Below are 13,663 nucleotides of genomic sequence, written 5' to 3'. Positions count from 1 at the left end.
GGGTGGGCGCGCGCCCACCCGGCCCGGCCGCACCGCGCCCCCATGTGTTCCGCGCCCGGCCCGCGAGCGTCAGAAGCCGGGGCCGCCGAGCTTGTCGCCGGCCGCCGCGAGGCGACCCCACAACAGATCGGCCAGACTCCGCACGAGCTCCGCCCGGGTGCAGGGGCGCTCACCCAGCCACCAGTCCCCGGCCGCGTGCATCATCCCGACGATCCCGTGCCCCCATACCCGTGCCAGCTGCTGGCTGCCGGGTCCGAGGTCCACCCGGTCCTCGATGACCTGGGCCAGTTCCTCACCCATCCGCCGGAGCAGCGGCGCCGAGTGCTTGCCCACGTCGAACCCCTGCTCGCCCGGCGACCCGTCCGACGGATGCATCAGGAACCGGTAGACCTGGGGCCGGGCCTCGATCGCCGCGAGGTAGGTGTCCAGCGTGGCCTCCACCCGTTCGCGCCGCTCGGCGGGCGCGTCCAGCGCGGCCCGCAGCGAGTCCAGCAGCGCGTCCGTGTGCCTTTTGGCGAGCGCGGCGTAGAGTCCGCCCTTGTCGCCGAAGTGCCGGTAGAGGATCGGTTTGGTGATGCCCGCCTCCGCCGCGATCGCGTTCATCGAGGCCTGCGGGCCGTCGCGCAGCACCACCCGGTCGGCGGCCTCCAGCAGCTCGCGCCTTCGGCGGTCGGCGGACCGCTGTTGCTCGGTCCGCTGCGTGGTGTCCATGAGCTCTCCCCACCCGTGCTGATTCGGTGACGCCTGCGCAAACTAACACCTGGCAGCAGCCTGACATCGTACGGGCCGGGAGGCTCCCGGGCCGTCAGCAGGAGTTGACTTTTCCTACCGACCGGTAACAGACTCACGTTACCGCTAGTAACACGCACGTTCCGCCGCTGGAGGGGACATGGCCGAGTTCACCATGGAGCTCAACGACGAACAGAAGGAGGTCCGGGACTGGCTGCACGGCTTCGCGGCCGACGTGATCCGCCCCGCGGCCGCCGAATGGGACGAGCGTGAGGAGACTCCCTGGCCGGTCATCCAGGAGGCCGCCAAGGTCGGGATCTACTCCCTCGACTTCTACGCGCAGCAGTACTTCGACCCCACCGGCCTCGGTATCCCGATGGCCATGGAGGAGCTGTTCTGGGGCGACGCGGGCATCGCCCTGTCGATCGTGGGCACCGGCCTCGCCGCCGTGGGCGTTCTCGCCAACGGCACCGAGGAGCAGATCGGCACCTGGATCCCGCAGATGTACGGCGACGCCAGCGACGTCAAGGTGGCCGCCTTCTGCTCCTCCGAGCCCGACGCCGGCTCCGACGTCGCCTCCCTGCGTACGCGTGCCGTGTACGACGAGGCCAAGGACGAGTGGGTGCTCAACGGCACCAAGACCTGGGCGACCAACGGCGGCATCGCCAACGTCCATGTCGTCGTCGCGGCCGTGGACACCGAACTCGGCTCCAAGGGGCACGCCTCCTTCATCGTCCCGCCGGGCACCCCGGGTCTCGCCCAGGGCCAGAAGTTCAAGAAGCACGGCATCCGCGCCTCGCACACCGCCGAGGTGATCCTCGACAACGTGCGGGTCCCCGGCTCCTGCCTCCTCGGCGGCAAGGAGAAGCTGGACGAGCGGCTGGCGCGGGCCCGTGAGCGGGCCAGGACGGGCGGCGAGCGCGTCAAGAACGCGGCGATGGCGACCTTCGAGGCCTCACGGCCGGCGGTCGGCGCCATGGCCGTCGGCACGGCCCGCGCCGCGTACGAGGTGGCCCTCGACTACGCCAAGACCCGTGAGCAGTTCGGCCGCCCGATCATCGACAACCAGGGCGTCGCCTTCCAGCTCGCGGACATGCGCACCCAGATCGACGCCGCGCGGCTGCTGGTCTGGCGCGCGTCCTGGATGGCGATCAACGGAAAGCCGTTCACCGCCGCCGAGGGCTCGATGTCGAAGCTGTACGCCAGCGAGACCGCGAAGCAGGTCACCGCGCAGGCGATCCAGATCCTCGGTGGCAACGGCTACACCAGGGAGTACCCGGTGGAGCGCATGCACCGCGACGCCGCCATCTACACGATCTTCGAAGGCACGAGCGAGATCCAGCGCCTGGTGATCGCCCGCACGCTGTCCGGGATGCCGATCCGCTAGGACGGGTCCCGCCGCAGGACGACGTGGTACGGCCCCGGGGACGCCCCCCGGGGCCTGCGCGGTCAGCGGCAACGGACTACGGCGCACCTCCGCTGCTGTGCGCGATGCACGCCACATCGATCCGGTCGGCCAGCTTCGCGAGCTCGATGGTCAACGCGGCGACGGTGTCCTCGTCGAGCCCGTCCGCCCCGGCCTCGACAAGATGCAGCCACCGACCGCCCAACGTGCGGAGCAGCTTGCTCACGTCGGCCGCGGCCACCTGCAAGGTCCCGCGGTCATCGACGATCAGAGGCAGAGTCACTTCGCGGTTCACATCCGGGATCGTAGCCGCGCGGCGCTCACGCACCGTGCCAAACCGTGGTGATGTTGCAGAACTCCCGGATTCCGTGCCCGGACAGCTCACGGCCGTACCCGGACCGCTTGACCCCGCCGAACGGGAACCCCGGATGGGACGCGGTCATCCCGTTGAAGTAGACCCCACCGGCCTCCAGATCCCGTACGAAACGGTCCACCTCGGCCTCGTCCCGCGTCCACACGTTGGAACTCAGGCCGAACGGCGAGTCGTTGGCGATGAGCACCGCCTCGTCCAGGTCGGCCGCCCGGTAGAGCGTCGCGACCGGCCCGAACGCCTCCTCCCGGTGGATACGCATCTCGCGGGTGATCCCGGAGAGCACGGTCGGCGGGTAGTACCAGCCCGGTCCGTCGGGCCGTTCGCCCCCGCACAGCACGGCGGCGCCGGAGCGTCGCGCGTCGTCCACCAGCTCCTCCAGGTCCGACCGCCCCTGCTCGCTCGCCAGCGGCCCGACGTCCGTCTCCTCCTCCAGCGGGTCGCCGACCCTCAGCGCCGCCATGCCCGCCACGAACCGCTCGGTGAACGCGTCGTACACGTCCGTGTGAACGATGAACCGCTTGGCGGCGATGCACGACTGCCCGTTGTTCTGCACGCGCGCGGTCACCGCCACCCGCGCGGCCCGGTCGACGTCCGCCGACGGCATGACCACGTACGGGTCGCTGCCGCCCAGCTCCAGCACCGTCTTCTTGATCATCTCGCCTGCGGTGGCTGCGACCGCCCGGCCGGCCGGCTCGCTCCCGGTCAGGGTCGCCGCCTTAACCCGGTCGTCGCGCAGGATCTCGTCGACCGCGCCCGAGCCGATGAGCAGCGTCTGGAAACAGCCCTCGGTGAAGCCGGCCCGGTGGAACAGGTCCTCCAGGTACAGGGCGGTCTGCGGCACGTTCGAGGCGTGCTTGAGCAGGCCGACATTGCCCGCCATCAGCGCCGGCGCGGCGAACCGGACCACCTGCCACAGCGGGAAGTTCCACGGCATCACCGCGAGCACCGGCCCCAGCGGGCGGTAGCGGACCAGGGCGCGCGCGGCGCCGGAGTCCTTCACGTCGGCGGCGGACGGCTCCTCGTCGGCGAGCAGCTCCGCCGCGTGCTCGGCGTACCAGCGCATCGCCCTGGCGCACTTCGCGGCCTCCGCGCGGGCCTGCTTCACCGGCTTGCCCATCTCGGTGGTCATCACCCGGCCGATGTCCCCCTGGTCCTCGTCGAGGAGGTCGGCGGCCCGGTCGAGCAGGCGGGCGCGTTCGGCATACGTCGTCGTCCGGTACGTACGGAAGGTGGCCTCCGCGAGCTGGAGCCGGCGCTCCAGCTCCTCCTCGCCCATGGCCTCGTACGTCCGAAGCGTCTCGCCGTTCGCCGGGTTCACCGTCGCGATGGGCATGACCGACCTCCTGAAGAGCTGACTGTGCTTCGACCTTCCCGCGCCGGACCCGGGGCCGCAACGCGTGCGCATCCGCTCAGCCCGAGTGCTCCGCCAGCCGGTCGAGAAACGCGGCCTGTGCCGGGACGATCAGCTCGCGGGCCCGGTCGAGCCCGAACCAGGCCACCCGGTCCAGCTCCGGGAACTCCTGGGTCAGGCCGGACCTCGGCGGCCACTCCATGGTGAAGGTGCCGGGTGCGATCGCCGCCGGGTCGAGGTCCGCCTCGATCGCCCATGTGGTGACGATCTTGCCGTTCCGCTGCCGGACCTCACCGAGGTCGATCGCCTCGCCCTCGGGCGGCGGCAGGCCCAGCTCCTCCCGGAACTCGCGGCGGGCCGCCTCCCAGGCCGGTTCGTCGGGCTCGTACTCACCCTTCGGGACGGTCCACGCCCCGGCGTCTTTCTTCGCGAAGTACGGACCGCCCATATGGCCCAGTAACACCTGGGGACCGTCGTCGGTGTGCCGGAACAACAGCAGGCCCGCACTGCGCTTCGGCGTCGCGGGGGTCAAGGGCGCACCTCCGGGTGGGCGGCGAGCAGGGTCTCCACCGTGTCCGCCTCCTCCGGGCGCTTGTCCTCGCGGTAGCGCAGGACGCGGGCGAAGCGGAGCGTGACGCCGGCCGGGTAGCGGGTGGAGCGCTGAAGGCCGTCGTAGGCGATCTCCACGACGAGTTCGGGGCGTACGGTCACCACGTATCCGCTCCAGTCGACGGCCAGTTCCCGCAGGCGCTCGGTCTGCCAGGTGAGCAACGCGTCGGTCAGGCCCTTGAAGGTCTTGCCGAGCATGGCGAAGCCGCCGTCCGCGGTGCGGGCGCCGAGGTGCAGGTTGGAGAGCTTGCCGGTGCGCCGCCCGTGACCCCACTCGGCGGCCAGCACCACCAGGTCGAGCGTGTGCACGGGCTTGACCTTGAGCCAGGAGGCGCCGCGCCGGCCCGCGCTGTAGGGCGCGTCGAGGGCCTTCACCACGACTCCCTCGTGACCGCGCAGCAAGGTCTCCCTCGAGAACTCCTCCGCGGCTTCGACGTCCTCGGGGCCGGACACGACCGTGCGGCGCACCCGCATCGGCTCGGGCACCAGCCGGGCCAGCTCCGCGTGCCGTTCGGCGAAGGGCAGGTCGAGCAGGTCCCGGCCGTCCACGGACAGCGCGTCGAAGAAGACGGGCGCGACGGGGACCGCCTCGGCGGCCGCCGTCACATCCAACCGGGAGCCGACCCGGCCTGCCGTCTCCTGGAAGGAGCGGGGTCGGCCCGTCTCGTCGAAGGCGATGACCTCGCCGTCCAGGATGAACCGCGACCCCGTCAACCGCCGTGCCGCGTCCGTCACTTCGGGCAGCCGGTCGGTGATGTCGTCGAGGGTGCGGGTGTAGAGGCGGACGTCGTCGCCGTCACGGTGCACCTGGACGCGGATCCCGTCCAGCTTCTCCTCCACCGCGCAGACGCCGAGCTTGCCGACCGCCTCGGCCACGGCGGACGCGGTGTGCGCGAGCATCGGCAGGACCGGCCGGCCGACGGTGAGCCGGAACGCCTCCAGCGCCGCCGGTCCGTCCGCGAGCAGCGCCTGCGCCACCGTCCGCAGCGACCCGGCCAGCATCACCGCCCGGCGTACGTCCGTGGCGGGTGCCCCGGTCGCCTGCGCCAGGCCCTCCACGGCGACGGCGTCCAGCGCGCCCTGCCGGACCTCGCCGGTGATGAGGCCGAGCAGGAAGCGTTGTTCGTCCGCGGTGGCCGCTCCCATCAACTCGCCCACCAGGCGGGTCCGTTCGGCCTGCGAGCCGGGGCCCGACACCGTGCCGAGCTCGGTGAGCCGGGCGTCCACCTCCCGCACGGTGAGGGACGGGCTCCCGGCCGGGTCGACCGGCCGGCTCAGTACCTTCCAGCCGACACCCAGCCGGCCCTGGGGGAGCCGGCCGGCCAGATAGGGGATGACGATCGGCACGTCGTCCGCCTCCGCGTCCCGGAAGAGTTCGGCGAGCAGGGCGATCTTGCGGGAGCGCGCCGAGGTGGCGGCGACCTCCCGGGACACGTCGGCGAGCCGGGTGAGCAGCATGCAGCCATGGTGCAACGCCGGCGGCCGCCTTACATCCGCACGGCCGGCACTTCCGCGTCGGCGGCGACGGCCCGGTCGAGGTCCGCCATCAGCAGCTCCCCGTTGATCGCCGCCCCGGCCCGGTAGCCACGGCTGGCCGCGTTCACGACCTGCTCGGCGAAGCCCGACGCGTTGCCGGCCGCCCACAGGCCGGGCACGGTCGTCAGGCCCCGTCCGTCGATCACGGGGTACGTGCCGAAGGGGGTCTCGCTCAGCTCGGCGCCCAGCCGGGCGAGCAGATCGGTCCGCGGCACCGCCCGGGGCGCCACGAACACCACCTCGCGCTCGTGCACCCGCCCGTCCCGGAGCCGGACCCCGGTGAGCCGGTCGTCCTCGACGACCAGCCCGGCCACCTCGCCGGGGACGACCCGCACGCCGGCCGCGGCCAGCCTGCGCAGGTCCTCGTCGGCCAGGTCCGCCTCGGCGACCGTGTGCAGGAAGAGGGTCACGTCCTTCGACCACTGGGACACCATCAGTGCCTGGTGGACGCTCAGCACGGTGCCGGCGAGCACGCCGAAGGCCTGGTCGCGCACTTCCCAGCCGTGGCAGTAGGGGCAGTGGACCACGTCCCGGCCGAAGCGCTCGGCTACACCCGGGACCGGCGGCAGCTCGTCCGCGAGGCCGGTCGCGACGACGAGCTGCCGGGCCCGCACGGTCCGCCCGCTCGCCAGCCGGACGGCGAAGTCCTCACCCCGGGTCGCGTCCACCGCCCGATCGTGGACCAGGTCAACGCCGTACCGCGCGATCTCCTCGCGGCCGACGGCGAGGAACTCGGCGGGCGACATGCCGTCCCGCGACAGATACCCCTGCATATGGGCGGCGGGCGCGTTGCGCGGCTCACCCGCGTCGACGACCAGGGTGCGGCGCCGGGCCCGGCCCAGAACGAGCGCGGCGGACAGACCGGCGGCGCCCCCGCCGACGACGATCACTTCGTACTTCTCGGCCTCGGGCCTATCGGTCTCGGGCTTCTCGGTCACGGTGACCACCTCCGCGACCACGGTCGCCGGGCGCACGCGGGATTGACAAATATGTTTGCCACTTCGGCAAGATGGAGGCATGACGACCGATGAGGTACTCGCGGAGGTGGGGCCGAGGCTGCGGCGGCTCCGCAAGGATCGGGAGGTGACGCTCGCGGCGCTGTCCGAGTCGACCGGCATCTCCGTCAGCACCCTGTCGCGGCTGGAGTCCGGACTGCGCAAGCCCAGCCTGGAGCTGCTGCTGCCGATCGCCCAGGCCCACCAGGTTCCGCTGGACGAGCTGGTCGGGGCACCCAAGGCGGACGACCCGCGGGTCCGCGCGGCCAAGCCGATCGAGCGGTACGGGCGCACCTTCTGGCCGCTCACCCGCCAGCCCGGCGGACTCCAGGCGTTCAAGGTGCTGGTGCCCCAGAGCGACGAGGAGCCGGTGCTGCGCACCCACGAGGGCTACGAATGGCTGTACGTGATGTCCGGGCGGCTGCGGGTGGTGCTCGCGGACCACGACGTGGTGCTGGCGGCGGGCGAGGCCGCGGAGTTCGACACGCGCGTGCCGCACTGGTTCGGGTCGACGGGGGAGGGGCCGGCCGAGATCCTGAGCCTGTTCGGACCGCAGGGCGAGCGGATGCATGTGCGAGCGAGGCCCCGGCAGGGGTGACGCAGGCGACTCTTCGGCCGCCGTCTGTTCCCTCTTGGCAAGCGACCGCTTAGTATGCGAAGCGAACCGGTCGGAACGCCGGTCGGACGACGCAGTCCCGTGGAGGCTCCGCATGCAGGCATGGCAGGTGCACGAGAACGGCGAGCCGAGCGAGGTGATGCGGCTCGAGGACGTGGAGCGGCCCACGCCCGCCGACGGCCAGGTCCTGCTCAGGGTGCGTGCCGCGAACATCAACTTCCCGGACGTGCTGATGGTCCGGGGGCACTACCAGGTGCGGCCTCCGCTGCCGTTCACGCCCGGCGTGGAGATCTGCGGCGAGACCGAGGACGGCCGTCGCGTGATCGCCAACCCGGCGCTGCCGTACGGCGGTTTCGCCGAGTACGCCGTCGCCGACGCGGCCGCCCTGCTGCCCGCGCCCGAGTCGCTGGACGACGCCGAGGCCGCCGCGCTGCACATCGGCTACCAGACGGGCTGGTTCGGTCTGCACCGCAGGGCCCGCCTGGAGGCCGGCGAGACGCTGCTCGTCCACGCTGCCGCAGGAGGGGTCGGCAGCGCGGCCGTGCAGCTCGGGAAGGCGGCGGGCGCGACCGTCATCGGCGTCGTGGGCGGCGCCGAGAAGGCGGCCGTGGCCCGGGAGCTGGGCTGCGACGTGGTGATCGACCGGCGGGCCGAGGACGTCGTCGCGGCCGTGAAGGAGGCCACCGGCGGCCGGGGTGCCGACGTGATCTACGACCCCGTCGGCGGCGAGGCCTACACCCAGTCCGCGAAGGTCGTCGCCTTCGAGGGCCGGATCGTGATCGTCGGCTTCGCGAGCGGGACGATCCCGAGTCCCGCGCTGAACCACGCCCTCGTCAAGAACTACGCGATCCTCGGCCTGCACTGGGGCCTGTACAACACCAAGAACCCGAAGCTGGTCCAGCACTGCCACGAGCAGCTCACCGAGCTGGCCGCCCGGGGCGCGATCAAGCCACTCGTGAGTGAGCGCGTACCGCTCGACGGAGCCGCGGCCGCCGTGCAGCGGGTCGGCGACGGCGTCACCACCGGCCGGGTCGCCGTCGTACCGCAGAACGGAGCCACCGCATGACCGACGCAGCCGAACTCAAGCGCCGCACAGCGGAGTTGCTGGCCGCGCACCCGCCCGCCGACACCGCTACGACGGACTTCCTCAAGGCCCGCTTCGACGCGGGACTCGCCTGGGTGCACTTCCCCGAGGGCCTCGGCGGGCTGGGTGCGCCACGCTCCCTCCAGGCCGTCGTGGACGCCGGGCTGGCGGCCGCGGGCGCCCCCGACAACGACCCGCGGCGCCTCGGCATCGGCCTGGGCATGGCCGCGCCGACGATCCTGAAGTACGGCACCGAGGAGCAGAAGCAGCGGTTCCTGCGCCCCCTGTGGGTGGGCGAGGAGGTCTGGTGCCAGCTGTTCAGCGAGCCCGGTGCCGGCTCCGACCTGGCCGCGCTCGGCACCCGAGCGGTCCGTGAGAGTGGGGGAGACTGGGTCGTCAACGGGCAGAAGGTGTGGACGTCCAGCGCCCATGTCGCCCGCTGGGCCATCCTCATCGCCCGCACCGACCCGGACGTGCCCAAGCACGCGGGCATCACCTACTTCCTCTGTGACATGACGGACCCGGGTGTCGAGGTCCGGCCGCTGCGCCAGATCACCGGCGAGGCCGAGTTCAACGAGGTGTTCCTGACCGACGTCCGCATCCCCGACTCCCGCCGCCTCGGCGAGGTCGGCGACGGCTGGCGGGTCGCGCAGACCACGCTGAACAACGAACGCGTCGCCATCGGCGGTATGCGGCTGCCCCGCGAGGGCGGCATGATCGGCCCGGTCTCGAAGACCTGGCGCGAGCGGCCCGAGCTGCGCACCCACGATCTGCACCAGCGCCTGCTGAAGCTCTGGGTCGAGGCCGAAGCCGCCCGCCTCGCCGGTGAACGCCTGCGCCAGCAGCTCGTCGCCGGCCAGCCCGGCTACGAGGGCTCCGGCATGAAGCTCGGGTTCGCCCGGCTCAACCAGGAGATCAGCGGCCTGGAGGTCGAACTCCTCGGCGCGGAGGGCCTGTTGTACGACGACTGGACCATGCGCCGCCCGGAGATGGTGGACTTCACCGGCCGGGAGGCCGGATACCGCTACCTCCGCTCCAAGGGCAACAGCATCGAGGGCGGGACCAGCGAGGTCCTGCTGAACATCGTCGCCGAACGCGTCCTGGGCCTGCCGTCCGAGCCGCGCACCGACAAGGACGTCGCCTGGAAGGACCTGGCCCGATGAGCGCACAGCCCGATCTTCTCTACTCCGAGGAGGAGGAGGCGCTGCGCGCCGCCGTCCGCGACCTGCTCGCCGACCACTGCGACGCGCCCGGGGTCATCGCGCGTACGGAGTCGGACGCGCCGCACGACCTCGCGGCCTGGAAGGCGCTCTCCGACGGCATGGGCCTCGCGGGCCTGCTGGTGCCCGAGGCGCTGGGCGGGCAAGGGGCCGGCCATCGTGAAGTCGCCGTGGTGCTGGAGGAGCTGGGGCGGGCCGTCGCCCCTGTGCCGTACCTGACCAGTGCCGTCGTCGCCACCGAGGCCCTGCTGGCTCTCGGGGACGAGGAGCTGCTCGGCCGGCTGGCGTCCGGGCGGACGATCGGCGCGCTGGCGGTCGGCCTGCACGCGGCCCCCGGGGCCGCCTTCCAGGCCGTGCGCGTCGAAGGAGGCCTTCTCCAGGGGGAGTTGACCGGCATCGCGGACGCGGCCGTTGCCGACGTGCTGCTCGTGCCGGCGGACGACGGCGGTCTGTACGCGGTGGACGCGGCCGCCGTGACCGTCACCCCGCAGGTGTCCCTCGACCTCACCCGGCCGCTCGCGACGGTCACCCTCGGCGGCGCACCCGGCCGCCGCCTCGGCGACGCCGAACCCGCCGTCCGCCGTGGCCTGCGGGCCGGTGCGGGGCTGCTCGCCTCGGAGCAACTCGGTCTGGCTGACTGGGCGTTGACCGAGACCGTGCGCTATCTGAAGGAGCGCAAGCAGTTCAACCGGCCGGTCGGCGGCTTCCAGGCGATCAAGCACCGGCTGGCCCAGCTCTGGCTGGAGGTCGTGAACCTCCGGGCCGTGGCCCGGGGCGCGGCCGACGCGCTGACGCGGGATGAGGACGCCGACCTCGCGGTGGCCGTCGCCCAGGCCTACGCGGCCGGGGTCGCCGTGCACGCCGCCGAGGAGGCGCTCCAGCTGCACGCGGGCATCGGCATGACGTGGGAGCACCCGATCCACCTGTGCCTCAAGCGGGCCAAGGCCGACTCGATCGCCTACGGCAGCGCGGGCGCCCACCGGGCCGCCGTGGCCGAACTCGTCGATCTGCGGGCCCCCTGACCGTCACCCGATGAAGCCCGCCCCACCTGGGGCGGGCTTTTTCGTGCCATCGGCCGGAAGGAGTGAACGAGCGACGGCGGTCCGGCCAACTCCTGGCATGTACAGGTTCATTGCCGCTGCTGCGGCCTCATACTCCCTGTGGTCCCGACCCGCCCCACAGGGAGGAACAACATGGCTCTCGTCACCCGCCGCAGAGTGCTCACCGGCCTCGGCGCCACCGTCGCCGCGGTGCTCGCCCCGCCCGCCGGCAGCGCGTTCGCCGACGGGCAGAAGCGCGGCCCCCGCCCGCTGTGGCGCGCCCACGCCCACAACGACTACGAGCATCCGCGTCCGCTCCTCGACGCCCTCGACCACCGCTTCGGCAGCGTCGAGGCCGACATCTTCCTCGTCGACGGCGAACTCCTCATCGCCCACTCGGCGGACCAGCTCGACCCCACCCGCACCCTGGAGTCGCTCTACCTCGCCCCGCTCGCCGCCCGCGTGAAGGCCAACCGCGGATCGGTGTACCGGGGTTACCGGCAGCCCCTGCAGCTGCTCATCGACATCAAGACCGAGGGCTCCTCGGCGTATCTCGAACTCGACCGGCAACTCAAGCGCCACAAGGGCCTGTTCACCACCTACGCGCACGGCCGCGTCCACCCCGGGCCGGTGACCGCCGTCATCTCCGGTGACCGCGCGGCCCGTACGCCCATGGAGGCCCAGACCGTCCGGCGGGCCTTCTACGACGGCCGACTGGCCGACCTCGGCACCTCCGCGTCCTCGTTCGCCTCGCTGATCAGTGACAACTGGACGCTCCACTTCACCTGGCTCGGTCTCGGGGCGTTCCCCGAGGCGGAACGGCAGAAGCTGCGGAGCATCGTCGGCGCGGCGCACGCCCGCGGGCAGCAGGTGCGGTTCTGGGCCACGCCCGATCTCGCGGGCCCCGCCCGGGACGCGCTGTGGGCCGAACTCCTCGCCGCCGGCGTCGACTACCTCAACACGGACGACCTGGCGGGCCTGGAGGCATTCCTCGACGCCCACCGGACGGCGTAGCGGCCCTCGCCTGACACCACTCGTTCGGCGGACAGGTCAGCCGCACGGACGAACCCTCCGTTAGGTCACACTTGCGGCCGAACGCCGTGAAAACGGACGTATCGGAGGAGGTTGACGGTGGCCATTTCGATTTCCGCGGTGCTGTTGCTGTTCGTCCTGGCGGTGATCTTCACGCGCAACGGCGGGCTGAAGGTCTCGCACGCGCTGGTCTGCCTGCTGCTCGGGTTCCTCCTGGCCGGCACCGGCATCGCCCCCACCATCCACAGCGGCCTCACGGCCACGGCCGACATCGTCGGCAGTCTTCGACCGTGAGGCCGCTGCGGGTTCACCCCTGACCTGGGGGACTACTTGGTGAAGACCCCGATGCCGTTCGCCACGGGGCGCTCGTACCCGTCGGACGGATGGTTGCGGACCGTCACCCTGGTCGAGCCCGCGGGGCGGGCCACCAGGGTCGACGAGCCGCCGCCGTCCAGGCTGAAGCCCTCGGTCGCGCCGAGGCTCCTCAGGGCGCCGGCGACCTCGGCGATCGTCAGCCCCTTGCGGTACACGGTGGCACCGTCCAGCGCGAACAGGTACACCCGCTTCCCGCCGTTGCCGATGCCCACGGCCGTACGCACCGCCGAGACCGACGTGTCCAGGCCGGACAACGGCTTGGACACCGACAGGATCGGGTAGCCGCCCACGGCGAAGCTGTACGCGGACTTCGACGCGGCCGTCAGCCCGTAGCGCACCGCCACCGCCTGGCCCTTGGCGAGCGTCTTCAGGCGCGCCGCGCCCGCCTCCCGCCCGACCAGGACCGTGGTGCCGGCCGTGATGGTGCCGCTGCCGGGCGCGGTCGACGTCGACACCACCCGGCCCTTGCGCAGGGTCACCTCGTAGGTGCTGGTGCTGCACGCCGCGGCCCGTTCGGTGTCCGTGCCGCAGGTGGCCCGCTTGCGCGAGACGCTGCCCCAGTCCGAGGTGTACGCGCCGATGGAGTTCTCGGCCAGCGCGTACTGGTTGACGCCGCCCAACGGCAGCCGCCGTCCGCGGACGCCGAGCGTTGCGTCGAGGGACAGGCTGTCCAGCCGGGCCTTGCCGTCGGCGCCGACACCCACCACGGCCCTGGTGTTCGTGCCCGGCGGCAGCGCCGGCCCGAACCGCTGCCCGGTCGGGACCGCGCCCTTGAGCGCCTTCCCGTTCGCGACCGCCGGCCCCACGCTCGCGCCGGTCGCCGCGACGCCCGGGTGCTGGGTCTCGCTGATGTTGAAGAAGTCGCCGTTGATACCGGCGACCGCCTTCTGGCTGTTCGCCAGCGAGGAGATCGCCGAGCGGGACGCGACCGCCCCCGGGTACAACAGTCCGAGGCGCACGTGGGTGTTGCCGAGATCGACGCTGAGCACATGCACATGCGTCGTCCCGGCGGCCGCCGCCAGGTCGTACTGCCGGTACGCCACGCCCGCCGCCACGGTGGTCCAGGTCGCGGCGCCGGCCGGAGCCGCCCCCGCGAGCGCCGCCCCGGCCGTCGTGCCGAGCGCGATGAGCAGCGTCACCGACTTTCTGCGCACCCCGAACCGCTTCTGATGTCGTGTCACAGACCCCCCTGGGTAGTTTGGGCCGCAACATTCTCATGACCTGCGAGAACTCCCGCCAGGGGGTGGGCGTGAAGACCACGAGAACGGGTGAGGATAGACACGATTCCGGGCGCTTGA

14 protein-coding genes are annotated in these 13,663 nt (G+C 72.3%); 7 read left to right on the top strand and 7 right to left on the bottom strand.

What is annotated here, in order from left to right; translation table 11 throughout:
• Positions 1-69 precede the first annotated feature (69 nt).
• Positions 70-711, bottom strand: a complete 642-nt coding sequence (locus ACFVYS_RS40110) for a TetR family transcriptional regulator (RefSeq protein WP_020131608.1) — start codon at positions 709-711, stop codon at positions 70-72.
• A 178-nt stretch (positions 712-889) separates the two neighbouring features.
• On the opposite strand from ACFVYS_RS40110, the gene ACFVYS_RS40105 reads away from it, so the two are divergent.
• Positions 890-2,116 (top strand): acyl-CoA dehydrogenase family protein, encoded by a 1,227-nt coding sequence (locus ACFVYS_RS40105; RefSeq protein WP_389510319.1) that lies wholly within the window; start codon positions 890-892, stop codon positions 2,114-2,116.
• Between the two features lie 76 nt (positions 2,117-2,192).
• Here the strand turns inward: ACFVYS_RS40105 and ACFVYS_RS40100 are convergent, their stop codons facing one another.
• From ACFVYS_RS40100 to ACFVYS_RS40080, 5 genes are all read right to left on the bottom strand, one after another.
• Complete coding sequence (locus ACFVYS_RS40100) at positions 2,193-2,429, bottom strand: DUF6213 family protein (protein ID WP_028807142.1); 237 nt, start codon at positions 2,427-2,429, stop codon at positions 2,193-2,195.
• 25 nt (positions 2,430-2,454) lie between these two features.
• The gene (locus ACFVYS_RS40095; protein ID WP_389510317.1) at positions 2,455-3,840 is read right to left on the bottom strand and encodes an NADP-dependent succinic semialdehyde dehydrogenase; all 1,386 of its coding nucleotides are present in this window, start codon (positions 3,838-3,840) and stop codon (positions 2,455-2,457) included.
• 76 nt (positions 3,841-3,916) lie between these two features.
• Positions 3,917-4,390 carry an NUDIX domain-containing protein gene (locus ACFVYS_RS40090; protein ID WP_389510315.1) on the bottom strand — a complete coding sequence of 158 codons (474 nt, stop codon included), beginning with the start codon at positions 4,388-4,390 and terminating at the stop codon, positions 3,917-3,919.
• Entirely contained in the window at positions 4,387-5,925 is a 1,539-nt protein-coding gene (locus tag ACFVYS_RS40085) for an ATP-dependent DNA ligase (RefSeq protein WP_389510313.1), read from the bottom strand. Before ACFVYS_RS40085 ends, ACFVYS_RS40090 begins: the two co-directional genes overlap by 4 nt.
• Positions 5,926-5,954: 29 nt before the next feature.
• On the bottom strand, positions 5,955-6,950 hold the full coding sequence (locus tag ACFVYS_RS40080) for an NAD(P)/FAD-dependent oxidoreductase (RefSeq protein WP_389510323.1): 996 nt from the start codon (positions 6,948-6,950) through the stop codon (positions 5,955-5,957).
• Positions 6,951-7,020: 70 nt separating this feature from the next.
• Here ACFVYS_RS40080 and ACFVYS_RS40075 point away from each other — a divergent pair, with 70 nt between their 5' ends.
• The 6 genes from ACFVYS_RS40075 to ACFVYS_RS40050 all read left to right on the top strand — a co-directional run bounded on the left by ACFVYS_RS40075 (position 7,021) and on the right by ACFVYS_RS40050 (position 12,284).
• The gene (locus ACFVYS_RS40075) at positions 7,021-7,596 is read left to right on the top strand and encodes a helix-turn-helix domain-containing protein (RefSeq protein WP_389510311.1); all 576 of its coding nucleotides are present in this window, start codon (positions 7,021-7,023) and stop codon (positions 7,594-7,596) included.
• A gap of 112 nt (positions 7,597-7,708) precedes the next feature.
• The gene (locus ACFVYS_RS40070; RefSeq protein ID WP_389510309.1) at positions 7,709-8,680 is read left to right on the top strand and encodes an NADPH:quinone oxidoreductase family protein; all 972 of its coding nucleotides are present in this window, start codon (positions 7,709-7,711) and stop codon (positions 8,678-8,680) included.
• A complete protein-coding gene (locus ACFVYS_RS40065) occupies positions 8,677-9,861 on the top strand; it encodes an acyl-CoA dehydrogenase family protein (RefSeq protein ID WP_389510307.1) in 1,185 nt (394 codons plus the stop codon). Before ACFVYS_RS40070 ends, ACFVYS_RS40065 begins: the two co-directional genes overlap by 4 nt.
• Positions 9,858-10,940 (top strand): acyl-CoA dehydrogenase family protein, encoded by a 1,083-nt coding sequence (locus ACFVYS_RS40060; RefSeq protein WP_389510305.1) that lies wholly within the window; start codon positions 9,858-9,860, stop codon positions 10,938-10,940. The genes ACFVYS_RS40065 and ACFVYS_RS40060 overlap by 4 nt, the downstream gene beginning before the upstream one ends.
• Positions 10,941-11,111: 171 nt before the next feature.
• A complete protein-coding gene (locus ACFVYS_RS40055) occupies positions 11,112-11,972 on the top strand; it encodes a phosphatidylinositol-specific phospholipase C/glycerophosphodiester phosphodiesterase family protein (protein ID WP_389510303.1) in 861 nt (286 codons plus the stop codon).
• 117 nt (positions 11,973-12,089) lie between these two features.
• A complete protein-coding gene (locus ACFVYS_RS40050; RefSeq protein WP_362271370.1) occupies positions 12,090-12,284 on the top strand; it encodes a hypothetical protein in 195 nt (64 codons plus the stop codon).
• Positions 12,285-12,316: 32 nt separating this feature from the next.
• On the opposite strand, the gene ACFVYS_RS40045 is transcribed toward ACFVYS_RS40050, so the two are convergent.
• A complete protein-coding gene (locus ACFVYS_RS40045; RefSeq protein WP_389510301.1) occupies positions 12,317-13,546 on the bottom strand; it encodes a phosphodiester glycosidase family protein in 1,230 nt (409 codons plus the stop codon).
• Positions 13,547-13,663: the final 117 nt, after the last annotated feature.

The sequence above is a fragment of the Streptomyces sp. NPDC058295 genome (assembly GCF_042880655.1).
Taxonomy (GTDB): Bacteria; Actinomycetota; Actinomycetes; order Streptomycetales; family Streptomycetaceae; genus Streptomyces; species Streptomyces coriariae.
Note: the sequence above shows the minus strand (reverse complement) of the source record. Positions and strands in the feature narration are given on the sequence as shown.